The sequence below is a fragment of the Bifidobacterium sp. UTBIF-78 genome, from assembly GCF_006408945.1.
Classification (GTDB): domain Bacteria; phylum Actinomycetota; class Actinomycetes; order Actinomycetales; family Bifidobacteriaceae; genus Bifidobacterium; species Bifidobacterium myosotis.
This window is the reverse complement of record NZ_JFAO01000040.1, coordinates 21,943-35,075: the sequence shown is the minus strand read 5'-3', so window position 1 is coordinate 35,075 and position 13,133 is coordinate 21,943. Positions and strand designations below refer to the sequence as shown.

The 13,133-nt window shown below is 62.9% G+C and carries 10 protein-coding genes and 1 tRNA gene; all 11 read right to left on the bottom strand.

Annotation, left to right across the window (positions count from 1 at the left end):
• Positions 1 to 728: 728 nt before the first annotated feature.
• A complete protein-coding gene (gene rplA / locus BG22_RS08865) occupies positions 729 to 1,421 on the bottom strand; it encodes a 50S ribosomal protein L1 (RefSeq protein WP_094667509.1) in 693 nt (230 codons plus the stop codon).
• Positions 1,422 to 1,436: 15 nt separating this feature from the next.
• Entirely contained in the window at positions 1,437 to 1,868 is a 432-nt protein-coding gene (gene rplK, locus BG22_RS08860) for a 50S ribosomal protein L11 (protein WP_140494899.1), read from the bottom strand.
• Between the two features lie 295 nt (positions 1,869 to 2,163).
• Positions 2,164 to 3,090 carry a transcription termination/antitermination protein NusG gene (gene nusG / locus BG22_RS08855; RefSeq protein ID WP_140494897.1) on the bottom strand — a complete coding sequence of 309 codons (927 nt, stop codon included), beginning with the start codon at positions 3,088 to 3,090 and terminating at the stop codon, positions 2,164 to 2,166.
• A gap of 30 nt (positions 3,091 to 3,120) precedes the next feature.
• Complete coding sequence (secE, locus tag BG22_RS08850) at positions 3,121 to 3,348, bottom strand: preprotein translocase subunit SecE (RefSeq protein ID WP_140494895.1); 228 nt, start codon at positions 3,346 to 3,348, stop codon at positions 3,121 to 3,123.
• 39 nt (positions 3,349 to 3,387) lie between these two features.
• Positions 3,388 to 3,463: transfer RNA gene (locus tag BG22_RS08845), tRNA-Trp, on the bottom strand.
• 382 nt (positions 3,464 to 3,845) lie between these two features.
• The gene (locus BG22_RS08840) at positions 3,846 to 5,054 is read right to left on the bottom strand and encodes a pyridoxal phosphate-dependent aminotransferase (protein ID WP_140494903.1); all 1,209 of its coding nucleotides are present in this window, start codon (positions 5,052 to 5,054) and stop codon (positions 3,846 to 3,848) included.
• Between the two features lie 507 nt (positions 5,055 to 5,561).
• Positions 5,562 to 6,695, bottom strand: a complete 1,134-nt coding sequence (gene proB / locus BG22_RS08835; protein ID WP_140494893.1) for a glutamate 5-kinase — start codon at positions 6,693 to 6,695, stop codon at positions 5,562 to 5,564.
• Between the two features lie 58 nt (positions 6,696 to 6,753).
• Positions 6,754 to 8,463, bottom strand: a complete 1,710-nt coding sequence (gene obgE, locus BG22_RS08830) for a GTPase ObgE (RefSeq protein WP_140494891.1) — start codon at positions 8,461 to 8,463, stop codon at positions 6,754 to 6,756.
• Positions 8,464 to 8,631: 168 nt separating this feature from the next.
• Positions 8,632 to 8,883: a 50S ribosomal protein L27 gene (rpmA, locus tag BG22_RS08825; RefSeq protein WP_094667515.1), complete on the bottom strand. Its 252-nt coding sequence runs from the start codon at positions 8,881 to 8,883 to the stop codon at positions 8,632 to 8,634.
• Positions 8,884 to 8,905: 22 nt separating this feature from the next.
• Entirely contained in the window at positions 8,906 to 9,214 is a 309-nt protein-coding gene (gene rplU / locus BG22_RS08820) for a 50S ribosomal protein L21 (protein ID WP_094667516.1), read from the bottom strand.
• A gap of 447 nt (positions 9,215 to 9,661) precedes the next feature.
• Positions 9,662 to 12,883, bottom strand: a complete 3,222-nt coding sequence (locus BG22_RS08815; RefSeq protein ID WP_140494889.1) for an Rne/Rng family ribonuclease — start codon at positions 12,881 to 12,883, stop codon at positions 9,662 to 9,664.
• Positions 12,884 to 13,133 lie beyond the last annotated feature (250 nt).

Here is a 13,133-nt window from a genome sequence, read left to right as displayed (position 1 = left end):
AAACGCAGACACCAACTTGACAAAGCACAGCTAAACCACAAGAACAGCAAAAGGACTGCATGTGCGCGCCATCATGAGACCAACGCACACATACAGTCCCTAGATCCTCATCACGACAGACGGTATGTACGCGCGGTTACAACGCATCCGCGTACTTGCAGTCCCCCTAAAAACCGAAGCAAACGGTAAGTACGCGCCATGACGAAGCACCCGCATACATACAGTCCCTTTTGGCCCCGGAACAGACGGTAAGTACGCGAGACCTTCGACGAGACGCGTACTTACCGTCGATTTCACCTGTCTGATTCACGATAACTGACTGAAGACAACTGACTGACAACGGACACCGAAAAACCACCAAACACCGAGCACTAGGCCGAGCAGCTGGTTGCGGAAACCCAGCTGCGAAAACCAGCCGCGGGGAACCAGTTGGAAACCAGCCACAAAAACGAAAGGAAAGGAAACGAAACCATCCCCCGAGACATGCGTCAACTATCCGCTCGAACTAGACAACGGAAAACGAAGGCTCTGTTAAACCAGAATTGACATGGGTGAATCAACGGAAGTTCTGAATGGGTTGATCCCCTATGGAAATCAACCCCACCAATTCGCCTCTCATGTCAAAGCTGGTTTAACAGAGCCAAAAACGAAAAGGGAACCTTCCGCAGATGCGGAAAGTCCCCTTTCAGCAGCTCAGTAGCTACGAAGCTATGAAACTGCGTTTAGCCTCAGGCCAGGGTGTTCGGGTCAACCGGAACGCCCGGGTTCATCGTGGAGGTGATGGTCGCCTTGGTCAGGTAACGGCCCTTCACGGTGGCAGGCTTCAGACGCTTGACCTCGTCGGCCACAGCCTTGAAGTTCTCGTCCAGAGCGGCCTCGTCGAAGCTCATCTTGCCGATGAGGAAGGAGAGGTTGCCGTTCTTGTCGACGCGGAACTCGATCTTGCCGCCCTTGATGTCCTTGACGGCCTTGGTGACGTCCATGGTCACGGTGCCGGTCTTCGGGTTCGGCATGAGGCCACGCGGACCAAGCACACGGCCCAGACGGCCGACCTTACCCATCATGTCCGGGGTGGCGACCACGGCATCGAAGTCGAGGAAGCCGCCCTGAACCTTGGCGATCAGGTCGTCATCACCGACGATGTCGGCGCCGGCCTCGGTGGCCTCGGTGGCCTTCGGGCCACGGGCGAACACCAGGACCTTGGCGGTCTTACCAGTGCCGTGGGGCAGGTTGACGGTGCCACGCACGAGCTGGTCGGCCTTACGCGGGTCGACGCTCAGGCGGAACACAGCCTCGACGGTCTGGTCGAAGTTGTAAGCGGGCATGCTCTTGAGCAGAGCGATGGCCTCGTTGGCGGTGTAGAGGTTGTTGCGATCGACGCGCTCAGCGGCTTCGCGGTACTTCTTGGAACGCTTTACCATCTGTCCTTCTCCTTATCAGTCCGTAACCGTGATGCCCATCGAGCGAGCGGTGCCCTCGATGATCTTCATGCCGGCCTCGATATCGCGAGCAGACAGATCTTCCATCTTGGTCTCGGCGATTTCGCGAACCTGCGCCTTGGTGACAGAGCCGACCTTGTGGGTCAGCGGGTTCTCGGTGCCCTTCTCGATGCCAGCAGCCTTGAGCAGCAGAGCCGCAGCCGGCGGGGTCTTGAGAACGAAGGTGAAGGAGCGATCCTCGTAAACGGTGATCTCGACAGGGATGACCTGACCCATCTTGTCCTGCGTCTGCGCGTTGTACGCCTTGCAGAAGTCCATGATGTTCACGCCATGCGAACCCAGAGCCGGGCCCAGCGGCGGGGCCGGATTGGCCTTGCCAGCCTGGATCTGGAGCTTGATCAGCGCCGAGACTTTCTTCTTGGGAGCCATATTATGGTTCTTCTTTCTATAACGCGGTTCAAATGGTCGCCGCCTCGGTCCTCGCCTATCGCCTACGGTCTTGACTCGTTATTTATCCGTCTTCGATAAGGATTGGGCCGCGGTCGGTCTCCTCCCGCAACTTATATTGCTGTGCTGTGCTAGCGGGTCTTCCCTCCAGACACAACTTTTCCATTATGCGAGGCTGAGTGGACAGGCCGAGTGGACAACACGCCGTCCGCCGGATACGACAAAGCCCGACCGGAGTCGGGCTTTCATACGATTTGCAATTGACGATTCGCAACAATCAGTCGAGCTTCTGCACCTGGTTGAAGCCGAGCTCCACAGGCGTATCGCGGCCGAAGATGGACACGAGCACGGTGAGCTTCTGGGTGGTGGGCTCCACGTCGGAAACGACGGCAGCCATGGTGGCGAACGGACCATCGGTGACGGTGACCTGATCGCCCACGGCGTAGGAGACCTCGACGGTGCGCTTCTTAGCAGCGGCGGGCTTGTCGCCAGCCTTCTTGAGCGCCTCGGAAGCGATCATCGGAGCCATCATCTGGACGACTTCCTTGCGGGAGAGCAGGGCCGGGTCCTTGGTCGGGCCAACGAAACCGGTCACGCCTTCGGTCTCGCGAACGACGCGGCGGGCGTTCTCGTCCGGCCACATACGAATCAGCACATACCCGGGCACACGAACGCGGGTGATGACCTTCTTGCCCTTTTCGGTGTGCTTCTCGACCTCTTCCATCGGGACCTCGACCTGGAAGATCTGATCTTCCATGCCGAAAGAGGCCACGCGGGATTCGATGTTGGTCTTCACACGCTTCTCGTAGCCGGAGTACGTGTGCAGCACGTACCACTTGCCATCGAGCGTACGGAGGGACTTGGAGAACTCATCAACGGCCTGCTGACCGGCATCGGTCTCTTCGGCCTGCTCGGACTCGTTAATTTCGATCTCTTCGTCGTCATCCAGGGAGATGTGCTCCGCAGCAGAAGCGGGAGCAACGGATGCCGCCGGAGCAGCCTCAGCCGGAGCGGGCTCCTCAGATTCAGCCTCGCTGGCTTCGCTAGCTTCGTCAGATTCGGAAGCAGGGGTTTCGATATTTGCCTCGGCCGGCGCGCTCTGAGCAGCCGGTTCCTCGGCCGCAGGAGCTTCGGAAGCCTCAGCAGCGGGTTCCTCGGTGGGCGCGATGGCGTCGAGGTTCTCGAGATTCAGTTCATCACTCATGCGTTGTCATTCACCTTCAGATTGGTCAAATCAGCCAAACAGCCACAGCACGAGCTTGCCTAGACCGAAGTCCATGCCGGTGACCAGAGCCATAAGCAGCAGCACGAAGATGAAGACCGCCAGAGACCAGAAGAACAGACCCTTGGCGGTAGGAGTCACGACCTTACGAAGCTCGTCGACGATCTGCTTGATGAACAGACCGATACGCATGAAGACATTCGGCTTGACTGCCTTTTCGTTTCCGCTCGTCTTAGCCATTCCTGTACCTCGCGTCAGCTACTTGATTATCGAAAGACTTGGCAGGGAAGGCGGGACTCGAACCCACAACCTACGGTTTTGGAGACCGTTGCGCTACCAATTGCGCCACTTCCCTAGGTGACAACCACCTTCGGCTTACGTCCCCGTAAAGGAACGCTTCGCTATGGCGAAACCGCCGAATCGACATATTAGCGGGTGAGCTGGATTATGGCAAATCGTGTTGCGCCCACGATGGCCACACGTGGCGGTCGAATACGCGAATGGCCGCTCAACACAAGGGATGAGCGGCCATCAACGGACGATAAGTCTTCGGCGTGTCTTGAAGCGTGAAGTCGCCGACGACAACTATGCAATCCAGTGGTCTGTCTCACTGACAATTGAGGGTTCCAGTTTTATCTCTCCCCCAATCAGCTTCGCTGACAGCCTCCTCGGAAGAGGGGCCAACACCACTCAGACAATTGCCAGTCAGACAATTGCTGGACGGACCACTCGCGTGCTTACGCTTCGACCCATGCCTTCATGCGACGCATGCCTTCGGCCAGATCGTCATCGGCGAGGGCGTAGGAGAACCGCAGGTAGCCGGGGGCGCCGAACGCCTCGCCGGGCACGGCGGCCACATGGCCCTCGTCCAACAGGGCGGCCGCGAAATCGGCGGACGTGGCGCACACGGTACCGTTGGGGCCCAGCGGCTTGCCGAGCAGGGCCGTGATATCCGCGAAAGCGTAGAACGCGCCGGTCGGGGTCGGGCAACGGACGCCCTCGATGTCGTTCAGTGCGGACACAATCGCACGGCGACGCACGTCGAAGGCCTCGCGCATGCGATGGACCTCGTCCAACGGGCCGGACACGGCGGCCAGAGCGGCACGCTGGGAGATGTTCGCGACGTTGGAGGTCATATGGCCCTGCAGCTTGGTGGCGGCCTTGGCCACCTCGACCGGAGCCACCATCCATCCCACGCGCCAGCCAGGCATGGCGTAGGTCTTGGCCACACCGTTGAGAACCAGCAGCTGGTTGCGGCACTCAGGCACCGCCGCGCCAACATAGGTGGTATGCGCGTCGTCGTAGTTCAGGTGCTCGTAAATCTCGTCGGAGATAATCCAGATATGGTGCTCGACGGCCCATGCTCCGATGGCCTTCACGGTCTCAGGCTTCCAGACGGCACCGGTCGGGTTGTTCGGCGAGTTGACGATGATGGCCTTGGTCCGTTCGGTACGCGCGGCTTCCAGTGCCTCCAGCGAAGGCTCGAAGTTGACGTCCGCGCCGGCGAACACCTCGACCGGCACACCTCCGGCGAGTTTGACGGCCTCGGGATAGCTGGTCCAGTACGGCGCGGGGATGATGACCTCGTCACCGGGATTCAGCAGAATCTGGAAGGATTCATAGACGGCCTGCTTGCCGCCGTTGGTCACTACGACCTGATCTGCGGTGGCTTCGTAGCCGGAATCGCGCAGCACCTTGGCGGCGATCGCATCACGAAGCTCAGGCAGTCCCGGCGTCGGGGTGTACTTGTAGTTCTTCGGGTCGAGACATGCGTCCGCCGCGGCCTTGACGACGTTTGCGGGGGTCGGGAAGTTGGGTTCGCCGGCACCGAAGCCGATGACGTCCAGACCGGCGGCCTTCATCGCCTTGGCCTTGGAATCGACGGCGAGGGTGGCGCTCGGCGCCACAGTGTTGATACGGTCGGAAAAAGTCTGCCAATCAGCCATAGTCATGATGATTATCGTATGACTACCGGGCGAGAAAACGCCAGAGCGAGGGCGCCGGCTACATAACTGTCGGACCTCGACGGTTCAGCGTCGGACCTTGATAGTTGACTGTCGGATTTCGACGGTTGACTGTCGGACCTCGACGCATGAGTGTCGGGCCTCGTACCGCATTTGTACGAAATCCGACACCGAATCGTCGAGGTCCGACAGCCAACGCTCGAGGTCCGACACCGAACTGTCGAAATCCGACAGCCAAACGTTGAAATCCGACAGCCAAACGTCAAAGCCGATAGTCAAGCGTCCAAGTCCGACATCAAGAACCAAGAGCCAAGAACCAAGAACCAAGAGCCAAGGCAAGGCAAGGCAAGGCAAGGCAAGGCAAGGCAAGGCAAGAGTCAAGCGCCAGGTGACCAGCTGTGGCCGGTTGGTCGTCGCAGCCCGACATCCAACCAGCCACAGCCCGACAGCCAAGCACAACAATACAAGGCAAGACCCTACCGGCAACCGCTACACGAGCACGAGGTTGTCACGATGCACCAGCGGATGCGCGAACTGCGGTCCGAGGAACCGCTTGAGCTGGGCGGTGTTGCGCCCGAGCATCTGCGGAATCTCCTCGGAATCGAATCCGGCCAGTCCGCGGGCCAGATGCTCACCGGATTCGGAGTCCACCCACACCGGGTCGCCGGCGGAGAAATCGCCGTGGACCTCGAGTGCGCCGGCGGCGAGCAGCGAGGCGCGTCCGCCGCGAATCGCCTGGGCGGCACCCGCATCGACGACGATTGTGCCACGTGGGTCGGCGGCGAAACCAATCCACAGCCGACGCGCGGAGCCACGGGCGTTGACCGGCGCGAACACGGTGCCCACCGGGTCGCCCATCATGGCGGGACCGGCGTTCGCGGCGCATGTGAGCACGGTGGGGATGCCGGACACGGCCGCCACGCGTGCGGCCTCCAGCTTGGTAACCATGCCGCCGGTGCCGACCTTGGAGCCGGAACCGGAGACCTGGATATCCCCCAGCGCGTCGACGACGTTGGGCACGTACGCCACACGCTTCGAGCCCGGTTGCGAGGGCGGCGCGGTGTACAGCGCGTCCACGTCCGTGAGCAGCACCAGCGCGTCCGCGCGCACCAGATTGGCCATGAGCGCGGAAAGCCGGTCGTTGTCGCCGAAACGAATCTCGTTGGAGGCCAGCGAGTCGTTCTCGTTGATGATCGGAATCACCCCGAGATCGAGCAGCCGCTCCAGCGTGCGCTCCACGTTGCGGTACTGGGTGGCGCGAATCGTGTCCTCGGCGGTGATGAGGATCTGCCCAACATGAATGCCGAACCGGCCGAACGCGGTCTCGTAGCGGGCCATGAGCAGCCCCTGCCCCACCGCCGCGGTGGCCTGTTGGGTGGCCACGTCCGACGGCCGCGCGTCGAAGCCCAGCGGGCCGAAACCGGCGGCGATGGCGCCTGACGAGACAAGCACCACGCGCGCGCCCATCAACCGCACATGGGCCAGCGCGGTGACCAGCGCGTCGAGTTTGTCCGGGTCGAGGTGCCCGCTCGGTTGCGTGAGCGAGCTGGACCCGACCTTGACGACGATGGTGCCGGCGCTGGCGATGGCCTGACGGACTTCGGCTTGACTTGGAGTGCTCATGTTTCCTCGATTATGCGCACCGCTTGTTTCACGGATTGTTTCACGGACTATCGTCGTTTCACGAATTATCGGCATCGCCGCCGTCGGCGCCGTCCGCGTCCTTCGCGGACTCGCCACGGCCGAACAGACTGGTGGTGTCGTGGCGGTCGTCGTCGATGGACGGGTCGGCCCAGTGGCCGGCCAGCCGCTCGGCCATCATCGCCTCGCGCACGGCGGCGCGGGCGTCCATCATCTCGTGATACTGGGCGCGGCGCTCGGAGTTGGAACGACGACGGGAGCGAGGGTCCTGCTCCTCAAGGCGCAGGTCCTTGCCACGCGCGCCGAGGTTGGAGCCGTCCAGCATCTCCGCGCCGGCGGAGATGGTCGGGTCCCAATCGAAATCGACGGCGTTGTTGCCACGGCCGATGCGGATGTTGTCGCCGGGGCGGGCGCCCTTGCGACGCAGCTCGTCCTCAACGCCCAGCTTGGCCAAGCGGTCGGCGAGGTAGCCCACGGCCTCGTCGTTGTCGAAGTTGGTCTGCACCACCCAACGTTCCGGCTTGGTGCCGAGCACCTCGAAGAAGACCTCGCCGTTGTCCAGTTCGCGGCGTTCGACCGTGAAGTCGAGCGCGGTGCCGCCCTGATCGGCACGGCGGGTGCGACGGCCGGATTCGAGCGGCTTGATGACCACGCGGGCCTCCTCCTCGGCCTGCTCGCGGTTGGCGACTTCCTCGCGCATCTCCTTGACCAACGCGGACAGCGCGAAGTTGAGCTCCTTCAATCCCTCGTGGGAGGCGGTGGAAATCTCGAAGACCTTGAGACCCAGCTTCTCGAACTCCGGACGTACGAAATCGGCAAGATCCCTGGCTTCCGGCACATCGATCTTGTTGAGGATGATGATGCGCGGGCGCTCGGGGATCGGAATCGCGCCGAGCGGTAGTTCCAGCTTGTCCGCGTAGAGCGCGAGCTCCTTTTCGAGGGCCTGGTAGTCGGCCACCGGGTCGCGGTCCGGCTCCAGCGTGGCGCAATCGATTACATGGGCGATGATTTCGGTGCGCTCGATGTGACGCAGGAACTCAAGGCCGAGGCCCTTGCCCTCGGATGCACCCGGAATCAGGCCGGGCACGTCGGCGATGGTGTAGCGGGAATCACCGGCAATGACGACACCGAGGTTCGGCACCAGCGTGGTGAACGGGTAGTCGGCGATCTTCGGCTTGGCCGAGCTCATGGCCGCGATCAGGGACGACTTGCCCGCCGACGGGAAGCCCACCAGCGCCACGTCGGCGATGGACTTGAGCTCGAGAATCACGTCGCGTTCCTCACCGGGCTCGCCGAGCAGGGCGAAGCCGGGGGCACGACGGGTCTTGTTGGCCAACGCGATGTTGCCGAGTCCACCGTTGCCGCCTTGTGCCGCCACGAACCGGTCGCCCTCGTGACGCAGGTCGGCGAGCTGCTCTCCGGGGCGCTTGGCGGCGCCTTGTGCGCCTTTGGCGGTGAAGATCACCGTGCCGCACGGCACCGGCAGAATCAGGTCGTCGCCCTTTGAACCGTCCTTGTTGTCGCCCAGACCCATCGTGCCGCTGCCGGCGGTGCGGTGCGGCATGAACCGGTAGTCCAGCAGACTGGTGGCGTTACGGTCCGCCACGAAAATCACGGAGCCACCGTCGCCGCCATTGCCGCCATTCGGGCCGGCGAGCGGCTTGAACTTCTCACGGCGGATGCCGGCCGAGCCGTTGCCGCCATCACCGCCCTTGACATGGACGGTCACTCGATCTACGAAATCACTCATATGCGTGCCTTTACGTACCTTTTGCGTACTTGTGGTGTGTTTTGCGCCTTACGAAACCTGCAAAACCTATGAAACCTACGAAACCCTACGAAGCTGACATAACTTAGCAAAGCTTACAAAAAAGCCGCGTCCTTACGGGCGCGGCTTAACAAGCTGATGACGAATCGCTCAGGCAGCAATCACGTCGACGACCTTGCGGTCACGACGAATGCCGAACTTCACGGAGCCATCGGCCAGGGCGAACAGCGTGTGATCCTTGCCCATGCCGACGTTCTGGCCCGGGTGGAAGTTGGTGCCACGCTGGCGAACGATGATGTTACCGGCCACAACGGCCTCGCCGCCGAACTTCTTCACGCCGAGGTATTGAGGCTGCGAATCGCGACCGTTACGAGAGCTGGACGCACCCTTCTTATGTGCCATGATTCATGGTCCTTTCTATGACTCAGGCGATCGCCGTGATCTTGACGACGGTCAGCTTCTGACGGTGGCCCTTGCGACGAGCAACGCCGGTCTTGTTCTTGAACTTCTGGATGTTGATCTTCGGGCCCTTGGCCTCGTCGTCAACGACCTCGGCCTTGACGGACACCTTAGCCAGATCGGCGGCAGCCAGCGTGACGTTGGCGCCATCCACCACGAGGGCAACCGGGAACTCCACGGTGTCGCCCTTCTTGGCGTCGAGACGATTCACGAGGATGGTATCGCCCACCTCGACCTTTTCCTGATGGCCACCGGCCTTCACAATCGCGTACATAGTAATTCCTTTTATGTTTTGGAAAGCTTCCTTGCCCAACACGCACCGAGCCTGCGGTCAGACACCGAGTTTCGAATTTACACCTACACGCGGACGAAATCAAATGGTTTTCGTCCGCGTGTCAAGCACCGACCTCGTTACGGCGTGTCCCCCGAACTGCCGGGAACAAGCCGAAAACGGCGGTGCTGTGCTCTTTGCACGGTTTCGGACGCCATCCGGATGTTCAGGGGGCGTCCGCAAAGCGACCGTATTGGTGTTGTTGTGAGACACCAGTATAGGCACGGCTGTGGGACCTTTGTGGATACCCCGGTTGCGCTAGGTTCGTCGCGTCCAGTTTGACGGAGGGCGGCAACGGGCGACGACGATTGGTGTCAATCATCGAGCAGCGCCCGTCGGAGCTGCCACGGCCGGCACAATCCAGATGCGCTCGCTTTGCCTCCGGCAACGTCAGGCGGCGCTGGGGTCGCCGGAGTTGTTGGCGGCGACGGCGGCTGCGGCGATTTGGGCCAGCTTGGCCTTGACGTCCGCGCTGGAGCCGGCGGGCTCGGGGGCGGGGGCGGTGCCGCGACCGTGCTTGTTGGTCTTGACGAACGGGTCGCCGCCGCGCAGGGCGTACGGGTCGTCGTATTCCGCCGAGACCGTGGGCTGGTCGTGGAGGATGAAGCCACGGCCCTTGCAGGTCGGGCACTCCTCGGAGAACGCCTCGACCAGACCCTGGCCGATGCGCTTACGCGTCATCTGCACGAGGCCCAGCGAGGTGACCTCGGCCACCTGATGCTTGGTGCGGTCGCGCGCCAGGCATTCGATGAGACGGCGCAGCACCAAATCGCGGTTGGCGGGCATGACCATATCCACGTAATCGATCATCACCATGCCGCCGATGTCGCGCAGACGCAGCTGGCGGGCGATCTCCTCGGACGCCTCGAGGTTACAGCGCGTGACCGTCTCCTCCAACGACTTGCCCCTGCCGATGAAACGGCCGGTATTCACGTCGATGGTGGTCATGGCCTCGGTGCGGTCGATCACGATCGAGCCGCCGGACGGCAGGTAGACCTGACGCTCCATACCCTTCCTGAGCTGGGAGTCGATCTGCCACTTGTCGAACACGTCCTTGCCATTGTGGTCGGCCGGGTCCCACTTCTCCAGCTTGTCCTTCAGATCCGGGGCCATCGTGTCGAGGTATTCCTCGATGCGATCGTAGACCTTGTCGCCCTCGACGATGAGCTTGGAGAAGTCATCGTTGAAGATGTCGCGCACCACGCGGATGGCCACGTCCGGCTCGCCCTGCAACAGCTTCGGGCGACGGCCGTGCCAGAATTCCTCACGTTTGGAGTTGATGCGCTCCCACTGGCGCACCAGCGACTCGAGATCCTTGACGATCGCCTCCTCGGAAGCGCCCTCGGCCGCCGTGCGGATAATCACGCCCATGTCCTTCGGGGCGATCTTGGACACGATGTTCTTCAGGCGCGAACGTTCGCGCTCGGACAGCTTGCGGCTCACGCCGGTCATGCCGCCGGACGGCACGAGCACGAGGAAACGGCCGGCGAGCGTGACCTGCGAGGTCAGACGCGCACCCTTGTGACCGATCGGGTCCTTGGTGACCTGCACGAGCACCGGATCGCCGGACTTGAACGCCAGTTCGATGCGGCGCGGCTGGCCCTCGAGACGCGCGGCGTCCCAGTTGACCTCGCCGGCGTACAGCACGCCATTGCGGGCCTGGCCGATGTCCACGAACGCGGCCTCCATGCTCGGCAGCACGTTCTGCACGCGGCCGAGGTAGATGTTGCCGACGGTCTGCACCTCCTGGATGTCAGACACGTAATGCTCCACGAGCACGTTGTCCTCCACCACGGAAATCTGGGTGTGATGGTCGCGTTCACGCACCACCATGAGGCGGTCCACGTTCTCGCGGCGCGCGAGGAAGTCCTGCTCCATGAGCTGGCTCTGGCGGCTGCGCTCACGACGGTTGTCGCGACGGCGCTGCTTCTTGGCCTCCAGTCGCGTGGAACCCTCGACGTCGGTGATCTCGTCAATGTACTGCTGCTTGCGGGAGCGGCGAATCAGCTGCTCGCCGCCCTGGTCGTCCGCGCTTTCGCCGTTACGGCCGCTGCGGCGGCGACGGCGACGACGGGTGACAGTCTGCTCCTCGTCCTCCTCGTCACGGTCACGGTCCTCGCGGCGACGGGAGCGCGCCTCATCATCCTCACGCTCGTTGCCGTTCTCGGCCTCCGCCTCGACGACGGCCTCACTGCGGGAGCCGCGGCGACGGCGACGACGACGGGTGCGGGTGCCGTCGGCGTCCTCGTCACCCTCCTCCTCGGTGATCGGCGTGTAGGCGATGTCGTCCAGCTCGAGGTCCTCCTCGATCTGCTCGACCTCGGCGGCGGCGCGGCGCTCCTGCGCGTTCAGGCGGCGCGAACGGCGGGAACGGCGGGACGTGTCGGCGCCGTCGCCTGCGTCGTTGGCATCGCCGGACTCCGCAGAACCGGCATCAACAACCGTTTGATCCGGCGTCTGGTCCGATGCCTGATCGTCGGAACGGCGGCGGTTGGCGCGGCGGCCGGTGGCTTCCGCGCGCTCGTCCTGATCGTCACGATCGTCGCGATCATCGCGGACGTCACGGTCGGCGGCGCGACGGGTGCGACGGGAACGAGTGGCACGTGCGGCCCCGTCATCCTCAGTGCCATGGTCGTCGCGGTCATTGCGGTCGTCGCGCTCGAACCGGATATCGCGGTCCTCGTCAGCGTCCTGATCATCGCGATCATCGCGCGAATCGTGGCTGCGGCCATTGCGACGGCCACCCGAACGCGAGTCCTCGTCCTGGGTGCGGGAACGACGGGTGCGGCGCGACGAACGGGTCTCCGTATTGTCGATATGGTCATTGCCGATGTGATCGTCGTCCTCGTCGTTCTCTGCATCCTGGTCATCGCGCTCGTCCTTGCGGGAGACGGCGGGCAGCACCGGTTCCTGGAACAGCAGCGAGGTCATCGGCTTGGCGCGGCGAACCGTGTCGTGCCCGATGGGCAGCGAATCGACGGCGTCCAGCAGACGCTCGTCGTCGGAATCCTCACGGGTGCCACGGTGGCCGGAACCATCACGCTCCGAGCGATTGCCACGGTAATCATCGCGCGAATCGCGATCATCATAACCATCACGGTCCACGGACGAACGACGGGTGCGACGGCGGACCGGACGGTCCTCCTCGTAATCGTCGTCAACGTCCACGGTACGACGGGAACGACGGCGCGAGCGCGGCTCATCGTCCTCGAAATCAGCGGCGCGGCGCACGCGGGAGCGGCGCGGCGCGCGAATCACGTCATCGGCGTCATCGATGTCGTTCGCACCGTCGAAATCAGCGGCCCGGCCGGCTGCGGCGGAATCGTCCTTATCCGTCCGGTCATCCGACTGACCGGTCAGCGATGGCGCCTCGAAGAGGGGCGCACGGCCGGAATGCTCCTGAACCTGCAGCTCCAGCGACGCCCCGGCGGCACCGGTGCCACGCACCACGCGACGGCCGCCGCGACGGCGACGGACCGGAGCAGGCGTGTCTGCGGCAGCGTACTCGCCGGCCGCGGAGGACGGATTGGATACGGTTGAATTATCGGCTTCGTCGTTGACGAAACCCTCACGGTTGTCAGTGGGCACAATGCTCCTCGCGACGCGCTGCATCGCGACGCCATCCAGGCCCTACGCATCTCACACCGCACTCTCACCACGGCAGCGCAAACTCGCGCTTGCGTAAAGGCTACTTCGTCTCAAGTCTGTCCTGCGAACGGCGGACACCGGCGCTTGCGTTGTCTCATTCTTGAGAGCCGCAAGGGGATCGACGCCATCTCGCACGCTGACGGTCATGCAGAACCGCCGTCTTTCAGTATGCCACACTTCTGGACAGCGACGTGCGCGGAGGGCGGAAGGCGAG

Excerpts from the sequence above, each read along its gene's own strand:
- rplA (WP_094667509.1), bottom strand. The coding sequence starts at position 1,421 with ATGGTAAAGCGTTCCAAGAAGTACCGCGAAGCCGCTGAGCGCGTCGAT.
- rplK (WP_140494899.1), bottom strand. The coding sequence starts at position 1,868 with ATGGCTCCCAAGAAGAAAGTCTCGGCGCTGATCAAGCTCCAGATCCAG.
- nusG (WP_140494897.1), bottom strand. The coding sequence starts at position 3,090 with ATGAGTGATGAACTGAATCTCGAGAACCTCGACGCCATCGCGCCCACC.
- secE (WP_140494895.1), bottom strand. The coding sequence starts at position 3,348 with ATGGCTAAGACGAGCGGAAACGAAAAGGCAGTCAAGCCGAATGTCTTC.
- BG22_RS08840 (WP_140494903.1), bottom strand. The coding sequence starts at position 5,054 with ATGGCTGATTGGCAGACTTTTTCCGACCGTATCAACACTGTGGCGCCG.
- proB (WP_140494893.1), bottom strand. The coding sequence starts at position 6,695 with ATGAGCACTCCAAGTCAAGCCGAAGTCCGTCAGGCCATCGCCAGCGCC.
- obgE (WP_140494891.1), bottom strand. The coding sequence starts at position 8,463 with ATGAGTGATTTCGTAGATCGAGTGACCGTCCATGTCAAGGGCGGTGAT.
- rpmA (WP_094667515.1), bottom strand. The coding sequence starts at position 8,883 with ATGGCACATAAGAAGGGTGCGTCCAGCTCTCGTAACGGTCGCGATTCG.
- rplU (WP_094667516.1), bottom strand. The coding sequence starts at position 9,214 with ATGTACGCGATTGTGAAGGCCGGTGGCCATCAGGAAAAGGTCGAGGTG.
- BG22_RS08815 (WP_140494889.1), bottom strand. The coding sequence starts at position 12,883 with ATGCAGCGCGTCGCGAGGAGCATTGTGCCCACTGACAACCGTGAGGGT.